This window comes from Variovorax sp. P1_H12_2 (assembly GCF_056405335.1).
In genome coordinates this window covers 1-7080 of sequence record NZ_JBFUCI010000347.1, presented here as the reverse complement: position 1 = coordinate 7080, position 7080 = coordinate 1, and the positions used below count along the sequence as shown (strand labels likewise).

At 65.8% G+C, this 7080-nt stretch carries 8 protein-coding genes, 1 tRNA gene and 1 pseudogene; 8 read left to right on the top strand and 2 right to left on the bottom strand.

Annotated elements, in window-relative coordinates:
* A pseudogene (locus tag AC1D2K_RS26430) lies at nucleotides 1-229 on the bottom strand (2-alkenal reductase); the annotation flags it as partial.
* 213 nt (nucleotides 230-442) lie between these two features.
* Here AC1D2K_RS26430 and AC1D2K_RS26425 point away from each other — a divergent pair.
* Both AC1D2K_RS26425 and pdxA read left to right on the top strand, forming a co-directional pair.
* Nucleotides 443-1216, top strand: coding sequence for a Nif3-like dinuclear metal center hexameric protein (locus tag AC1D2K_RS26425; RefSeq protein WP_478092272.1), 774 nt, complete (start codon nucleotides 443-445; stop codon nucleotides 1214-1216).
* Nucleotides 1213-2277: a 4-hydroxythreonine-4-phosphate dehydrogenase PdxA gene (gene pdxA, locus AC1D2K_RS26420; protein WP_478092270.1), complete on the top strand. Its 1065-nt coding sequence runs from the start codon at nucleotides 1213-1215 to the stop codon at nucleotides 2275-2277. Before AC1D2K_RS26425 ends, pdxA begins: the two co-directional genes overlap by 4 nt.
* Here the strand turns inward: pdxA and mscL are convergent.
* The gene (mscL, locus tag AC1D2K_RS26415; protein WP_442284713.1) at nucleotides 2264-2686 is read right to left on the bottom strand and encodes a large conductance mechanosensitive channel protein MscL; all 423 of its coding nucleotides are present in this window, start codon (nucleotides 2684-2686) and stop codon (nucleotides 2264-2266) included. The genes pdxA and mscL overlap by 14 nt on opposite strands.
* Before the next feature lie 177 nt (nucleotides 2687-2863).
* Here mscL and petA point away from each other — a divergent pair, with 177 nt between their 5' ends.
* From petA to AC1D2K_RS26385, 6 genes are all read left to right on the top strand, one after another.
* A complete protein-coding gene (gene petA, locus AC1D2K_RS26410; RefSeq protein ID WP_478092268.1) occupies nucleotides 2864-3487 on the top strand; it encodes a ubiquinol-cytochrome c reductase iron-sulfur subunit in 624 nt (207 codons plus the stop codon).
* A gap of 10 nt (nucleotides 3488-3497) precedes the next feature.
* The gene (locus AC1D2K_RS26405) at nucleotides 3498-4898 is read left to right on the top strand and encodes a cytochrome b (RefSeq protein ID WP_478092266.1); all 1401 of its coding nucleotides are present in this window, start codon (nucleotides 3498-3500) and stop codon (nucleotides 4896-4898) included.
* Nucleotides 4899-4914: 16 nt separating this feature from the next.
* Nucleotides 4915-5670, top strand: a complete 756-nt coding sequence (locus AC1D2K_RS26400) for a cytochrome c1 (protein WP_478092264.1) — start codon at nucleotides 4915-4917, stop codon at nucleotides 5668-5670.
* Between the two features lie 91 nt (nucleotides 5671-5761).
* Nucleotides 5762-6373 carry a glutathione S-transferase N-terminal domain-containing protein gene (locus AC1D2K_RS26395; RefSeq protein ID WP_478092262.1) on the top strand — a complete coding sequence of 204 codons (612 nt, stop codon included), beginning with the start codon at nucleotides 5762-5764 and terminating at the stop codon, nucleotides 6371-6373.
* 19 nt (nucleotides 6374-6392) lie between these two features.
* Nucleotides 6393-6956 carry a ClpXP protease specificity-enhancing factor gene (locus tag AC1D2K_RS26390; RefSeq protein WP_478092260.1) on the top strand — a complete coding sequence of 188 codons (564 nt, stop codon included), beginning with the start codon at nucleotides 6393-6395 and terminating at the stop codon, nucleotides 6954-6956.
* Nucleotides 6957-6994: 38 nt separating this feature from the next.
* Nucleotides 6995-7070: transfer RNA gene (locus AC1D2K_RS26385), tRNA-Thr, on the top strand.
* Nucleotides 7071-7080: the final 10 nt, after the last annotated feature.

Genomic DNA, 7080 nt, shown 5'->3' with positions numbered 1-7080 from the left:
TGCTGGTGTTGATGCTGACCACCGCCGGCGAGGCCTTCTTGGCCGCGGCGCTCAGGCTGCCGGCGGTGGGGGGGCCGGCGGGCGCGGTGGGGGCCTCGATCACAGAGACCAGGCCGCTGAGCGGGCCGATGCGCCGGTTCAGCCACTCGGGCTTGAGCGTCGCGACGACGAAATAGGCCGCGAGCAGGATGGTCACGGCTTGGGCGAACAGCAGCCAGGTGCGTTTCATGAAGAGGCGGGCGAGACGTGGTGGGAAGAAATGGAGGGGCGGGCGTTGCGCCGTGGCCGGCGCCGAAGCTCCGATTGTCCCTCAAGGCTTCCGCTGTCCGGGCCCCCCGCACACCCCAGTGCACAAGGAGGAATTGGGGATAACCCTTGGAATTCATGGGTTTGCAGTCGGATGCGCTGCCGAGCCTGCGCCCGCCGGGGCCACAATGGCGCGATGAGCACCACCCGCCACGAACTCCTGCATGCGTTCGACCTGTTGCTTGCGCCCGCGCGTTTCAAGGACTACGGGCCCAACGGCCTGCAGGTCGAAGGCCGCATCAAGGTGCGAAAGATCGTCTCCGGCGTGACCGCGAGCCGGGCGCTGATCGAAGCCGCGATCCACGCCGAAGCGGATGCGATCTTCGTCCACCACGGCCTGTTCTGGCGCGGCCAGGACGGCTGCGTCACGGGCTGGATGCGGCAGCGCCTCGGCCTGCTGCTCGGCGACGACGTCAACCTGTTCGCCTATCACCTGCCGCTCGACGCCCACCCCGAGCTCGGCAACAACGCACAGCTCGGGCTTCGGCTCGGCCTGGTCGCGCATGCGGGTTCGACCGGCCGCTTCGGCGAGCAGGAGCTCGGCTTCCTCGGCGCGCGTGACAACGGCGAGGTCTTCGCGAGCGCGAAGCAGCTGGCCTCGCACGTCGAGAAAGCGCTCGGCAAGCCGGTCACGCTGGTGGAGGGCGCGCCGCGTCCGATCCGCAACATCGCCTGGTGCACGGGCGGCGCCCAGAGCTATTTCGAGGCGGCGGTCGCGGCCGGCGCCGATGCCTTCATCACGGGCGAGATCTCGGAGCCCCAGGCCCACTACGCCCGCGAGCTGGGCGTCGCCTTCCTCGCCTGCGGCCACCATGCCACCGAACGCTATGGCGCCCCGGCCGTCGCGGGCCATGTGGCGGCGCAGCTGGGGCTGACGCACGAATTCATCGACATCGACAATCCGGCGTGAGCTTCGAACCTTTGTCCCCCATCGCTGTCACGCTCGGCGACCCCGCGGGCATCGGGCCCGAAATCATCGCGAAGGCCTTTCGCGATGCGGCCGATGACTTGCGCGGATGTTTCGTGGCCGGCGATGTCGGCATCGTGCGCCGTGCCGCGCAGGCGATCGCTGCCGCCGGGGCACCGGCCTTGCCGGTCGCGCTGATCGAAGCGGCGCGCGACGTGCGCGATACGCCGCCGGGCTGCATCCCCGTACTGCAGGTGGTCGCGCCGCCTGGCGCGGTCATCGCGCACGGCGCGATCAGCGCGGCGGCGGGCCGCATCGCCGGCGATTGCGTGGTCTGGGCCGCACGCGCCGCGCTACGCGGCGAGATCGCCGCGATCGTCACTGCGCCTCTGCACAAGGAAGCGCTCGCGGCGGCCGGCTTCCCCTATCCGGGCCACACCGAATTGCTGCAGGCCGAGGCGGCCGCCCATCTCGGCCGGCCACTGTCCGAGGTGCCGGTGCGCATGATGCTTGCCAACGACGAGCTGCGCACCGTGCTCGTGAGCATCCACATGTCGCTGCGCCATGCGATCGAAGCCGTGAGTTTCGATGGTGTGCTGCAGACGCTGCGCATCGCGCACCAGGCGCTCGGGGCGGTGCTCGGGCGAGCGCCCAAGATCGGGGTGGCGGGCCTCAATCCGCACGCGGGGGAGGGAGGCCTGTTCGGCTCCGAGGAGCGCGAGATCATTGCACCGGCGATCGCGGCCGCGCGGGCCGAAGGCATCGATGCCGACGGGCCCCATGCGCCCGACACCGTCTTCATGCGCGCCCGCGCCAAGGCCGACGGCGCGGGCGAGTTCGACGTGGTGATCGCGATGTACCACGACCAGGGATTGATCCCGGTGAAGTACCTGGGCGTGGAGAAGGGCGTGAACGTGACGCTCGGCCTGCCGCTGGTGCGCACCAGTCCCGATCACGGCACCGCGTTCGACATTGCGGGCACCGGCCGGGCCGACGCCTCCAGCCTGATCGAGGCCGTGCGGATGGCCCGGTCGCTGGCCCCTGCGCGCCTCACGAACGCTTGAGGCTGTCGCGGATCTCGCGCAGCAGCACGGTGTCTTCGGGCGTCGGCGCCGGCGCCGCTTCGCTGGTCTTGCGCAGCTTGTTGATCTGCTTGACCATCAGAAAGATGATGAAGGCCAGGATCACGAAGTTCACCGCGATGGTGATGAAGTTGCCGTAGGCCAGCACCGGCGCGCCGGCCTTCTTGAGCTCCACCAGCGTGTCGGCCACGCCGGCCGGCCTGGGCCCGAGCACGATGTAGAGATTCGAGAAGTCGAGCTTGCCGAAGATGAGGCCGACCAGCGGCATGATGATGTCGCTCACCAGCGAGTCGACGATCTTGCCGAAGGCTGCACCGATGATCACGCCGACCGCCAGGTCGATCACGTTGCCCTTGACGGCAAATTCGCGGAACTCTTTCAGAAAGCTCATGTCGTGCACCTCTTCCGGGGATTGTTTTGAACGGCGGCCAGTATAGGGGTGGGGCTTTGTGTCGATGTCCGATCGAGGGCTCGCGTCGCGCGCCGCGCCGACGTTGAAATCGCCGCTTACGCTCCGCTACAATCGCGGGTTGACCCAAGCCCCTAGCGAAGAAGATTGAGGATCCCCATGAGTGACAGTACCGTGAGCACCGCCGGCCGACCCCGGATCGACACCAGCAAGCGGACATGGTTGATCGCATCAGGCTGCGCAGGCGCAGTGGGTGGTGTGGCCGTGGCCGTGCCGTTCGTGAGCTCGTTCCAGCCGTCCGAGAAAGCCAAGGCTGCCGGTGCGCCGGTCGAGGCGGACATCGGTGCCCTGCAGGTCGGCGAGAAGATGACCGTCGAATGGCGCGGCAAGCCGGTCTGGATCCTCAAGCGTTCGCCGGCGCAAGTCGCCGAGTTGCCCAAGCTCGATCCGCTGCTCGCCGATCCGCAATCCAAGCGCAACCCCGACGAGTTCACGCCGCCCTACGCCCGCAACGACCACCGTTCGATCAAGCCCGAGATCCTGGTGGTCGTGGGCATCTGCACCCACCTGGGCTGCTCGCCCATCGACAGGCTCCAGGCCGGCCCGCAGRCCTCGCTGCCCGACAACTGGGAAGGCGGCTTCCTGTGTCCCTGCCACGGCTCGACCTTCGACCTGGCCGGCCGCGTCTTCAAGAACAAGCCGGCACCCGACAACCTGCCGGTGCCGCCGCACATGTATCTCTCCGATACGCGCATCTTGATCGGCGACGACAAGAAGGCTTGAGGAGCAAGACATGGCTGAATTCAACGAAATCTCCCCCAACGCACCCGCCGGCGAGAAGCTGCTCAACTGGGTCGACAACCGCTTCCCGCTGACCAAGCTCTGGAACGACCAGTGGGGCAAGTACTACGCGCCGAAGAACTTCAACTTCTGGTACATCTTCGGTTCGCTCGCGATGCTGGTCCTCGTGATCCAGATCGTGACCGGCATCTTCCTCGTGATGCACTACAAGCCCGACGCCGCGCTGGCGTTCGGCTCGGTCGAGTACATCATGCGCGACGTGCCGTGGGGCTGGCTGATCCGCTACATGCACTCGACGGGGGCCTCGGCCTTCTTCATCGTGGTCTACCTGCACATGTTCCGCGGCCTGATGTACGGCAGCTACCGCAAGCCGCGCGAGCTGATCTGGATCTTCGGTTGCGCGATCTTCCTGTGCCTGATGGCCGAGGCCTTCATGGGCTACCTGCTTCCGTGGGGCCAGATGAGCTACTGGGGCGCCCAGGTGATCGTGAACCTGTTCGCCGCGATTCCCTTCGTCGGTCCTGACCTCGCGCTGCTGATCCGCGGCGACTATGTGGTGAGCGACGCCACGCTGAACCGCTTCTTCAGCTTCCACGTGATCGCCGTGCCGCTGGTGCTGCTCGGCCTGGTGGTCGCCCACCTGATCGCGCTGCACGAAGTGGGGTCCAACAACCCCGACGGCATCGAGATCAAGGCCAACCGCGGCGCCGACGGCCATCCGGTCGACGGCATCCCGTCGCACCCGTACTACACGGTGCACGACATCTTCGGCGTGGTGGTGTTCCTGACGATCTTCTCGGCCGTGATCTTCTTCGCGCCCGAGGCCGGCGGCTACTTCCTCGAGTACAACAACTTCATCCCGGCGGATTCGCTCAAGACGCCGAACCACATCGCGCCGGTCTGGTACTTCACGCCCTTCTATTCGATGCTGCGTGCCATCACCAGCGAGATGATGTATGCGCTGATCGCCTGCGTGGTCGGTGCGGCCGCCTACGGCGTCCTGAAGGCCCGCTTCCCCGCCTTCATCAAGGCCGGTGTCGCGGTCGTCGCCGTCGGCGTGGTCGCGATGATGCTGTCGATCGACGCCAAGTTCTGGGGTGTGCTGGTGATGGGCGGCGCGGTCGTCATCCTGTTCTTCCTGCCCTGGCTCGACCACAGCCCGGTCAAGTCGATCCGCTATCGCCCGAGCTGGCACAAGTATGTCTACGGTGTGTTCGTCGTCAACTTCGTGGTGCTCGCCTACCTCGGCGTGCAACCGCCGTCGCCGATCGGCGAGCGCGTGTCGCAGATCGGAACGCTCTTCTATTTCGGTTTCTTCCTGCTGATGCCGTGGTGGAGCCGCCTCGGCGAATTCAAGCCGGTCCCCGAGCGCGTGGTTTTCAACGCTCACTGACCGGGAGACAACAAGAATGAAGAAACTGATCCTCACGTTGATCGCGGCGCTCGGCATCGTCACGGGCGCGCAAGCGGCCGAAGGCGGCATCCCCTGGGACAAGGCGCCCAACCGCACCACCGACCTGGCATCGCTGCAGAACGGTGCCAAGCTGTTCGTCAACTACTGCCTCAACTGCCACTCGGCGGCGTTCATGCGCTTCAACCGGCTGCAGGACCTCGGCATCACCGACCAGCAAATCAAGGACAACCTCCTGTTCACGACCGACAAGATCGGCGAGACCATGAAGGTCAACCTGGCTCCGCAACAGGCCAAGGAATGGTTCGGCACGATTCCGCCTGACCTGACCCTGGTGGCGCGCTCGCGTGCCGGCCACGGCGGCACCGGTGCCGACTACCTCTACACCTATCTGCGCACCTTCTACCGCGACGACACCAAGGCCACCGGCTGGAACAACCTGGCGTTCCCGGCCGTGGCGATGCCGCACGTGATGTGGGAGCTGCAGGGCGAGCGACGTCCGGTCTTCGAGAAGGTCGAAGCCCACGGCCATGAAACCGAAGTGTTCAAGGGCTGGGAGCAAGTAAGCCCCGGCACCATGACGCCGATGCAGTTCGACCAGGCCGTCGGCGACCTCGTGAGCTATCTGCAGTGGATGGCCGAGCCGGCGCAGAACACCCGCATCCGCGTGGGCGTCTGGGTGCTGCTGTTCCTGCTCATGGCAGTGGTCTTCACGTGGCGGCTGAATGCCTCGTACTGGAAAGACGTCAAGTAATTCCACGCCGATCGGGCGCCTCGTGCGCCTGGTCCCGCAGAGTGGGTTGCGAACGCGACCCACTCTTTTTGATTTTTAGGAGTCTTTCGCCATGATGGTCCTTTATTCGGGAACGACCTGCCCCTTTTCCCATCGCTGCCGCTTCGTGCTGTTCGAGAAAGGCATGGATTTCGAGATTCGTGACGTCGACCTCTACAACAAGCCCGAAGACATCAATGTGATGAACCCGTACGGGCAGGTGCCGATTCTGGTCGAGCGCGACCTGATCCTGTACGAGTCGAACATCATCAACGAGTACATCGACGAGCGCTTCCCGCATCCGCAGCTGATGCCCGGCGACCCGGTCGACCGTGCACGCGTGCGCCTGTTCCTGCTCAACTTCGAGAAGGAATTGTTCGTGCATGTCTCGATGCTCGAGAACCGCACCACCAAGGGCAACGAGAAGGCCATCGAAAAGGCGCGCGCGCACATCCGCGATCGCCTGACTCAGCTGGCGCCCGTGTTCCTCAAGAACAAGTACATGCTGGGCGACAACTTCTCGATGCTCGACGTCGCGATCGCACCGCTGCTGTGGCGCCTCGACTATTACGGCATCGACCTCAGCAAGAACGCGGCTCCGCTCCTGAAGTACGCCGAACGCATCTTCTCGCGCCCGGCCTACATCGAGGCGCTGACGCCGTCCGAAAAGGTCATGCGCAAGTGAGTCGCTGGCCCAGCCGCCCATGATCAACGCGCTCGAATCGTCATCCACCCGCCCGTACCTGATCCGGGCGCTGTATGAATGGTGCACCGACAACGGCTTCACGCCGTATGTCGCGGTGCAGGTCGACGATACGGTGCAGGTGCCGCGCGAGTACGTCAAGAATGGCGAGATCGTGCTGAACATCAGCTTCGACGCCACCAGTTCGCTCAAGCTCGGCAACGACTTCATCGAGTTCAAGGCCCGCTTCGCCGGCACGGCGCGCGAAATCAGCGTGCCGGTCGGCCGCGTGATCGCGATCTATGCGCGCGAGAACGGCCAAGGSATGGCGTTTCCGGCACCCGTGCCGGCGCCGGCCGATGGCAGCGCCGGCCCGGCGTCGACGACCCAATCGGCCGCCTCGACCCGCACGCCGCTGCGCGATGCGTCGCGTGGCACCGAGGGAGACGCGAGCAAGGTGGTGCACCTGGTCACGGGCGAGGGCGACGATGCCGTCGAATCGAGCGATGCGCCAACGGATCCCGAGGATCCGCCGCGTCCGCCGGCGGGCGGCGGAGCGCGCCCTTCGCTCAAGCGGATCAAGTGAACCTTGCGGCCTGGCCGGGCCGCTAAAATCCGAATCCCGCCGCTTTAGCTCAGTTGGTAGAGCAACCGCCTTGTAAGCGGTAGGTCGTCAGTTCGATTCCGACAAGCGGCACCAGTTTCCTGCG

What these genes read in the sequence shown, in the direction of transcription:
- AC1D2K_RS26425 (WP_478092272.1), top strand. Translation starts at nt 443, where the DNA reads ATGAGCACCACCCGCCACGAACTCCTGCATGCGTTCGACCTGTTGCTT.
- mscL (WP_442284713.1), bottom strand. Translation starts at nt 2,686, where the DNA reads ATGAGCTTTCTGAAAGAGTTCCGCGAATTTGCCGTCAAGGGCAACGTG.
- AC1D2K_RS26405 (WP_478092266.1), top strand. Translation starts at nt 3,498, where the DNA reads ATGGCTGAATTCAACGAAATCTCCCCCAACGCACCCGCCGGCGAGAAG.
- AC1D2K_RS26400 (WP_478092264.1), top strand. Translation starts at nt 4,915, where the DNA reads ATGAAGAAACTGATCCTCACGTTGATCGCGGCGCTCGGCATCGTCACG.
- AC1D2K_RS26395 (WP_478092262.1), top strand. Translation starts at nt 5,762, where the DNA reads ATGATGGTCCTTTATTCGGGAACGACCTGCCCCTTTTCCCATCGCTGC.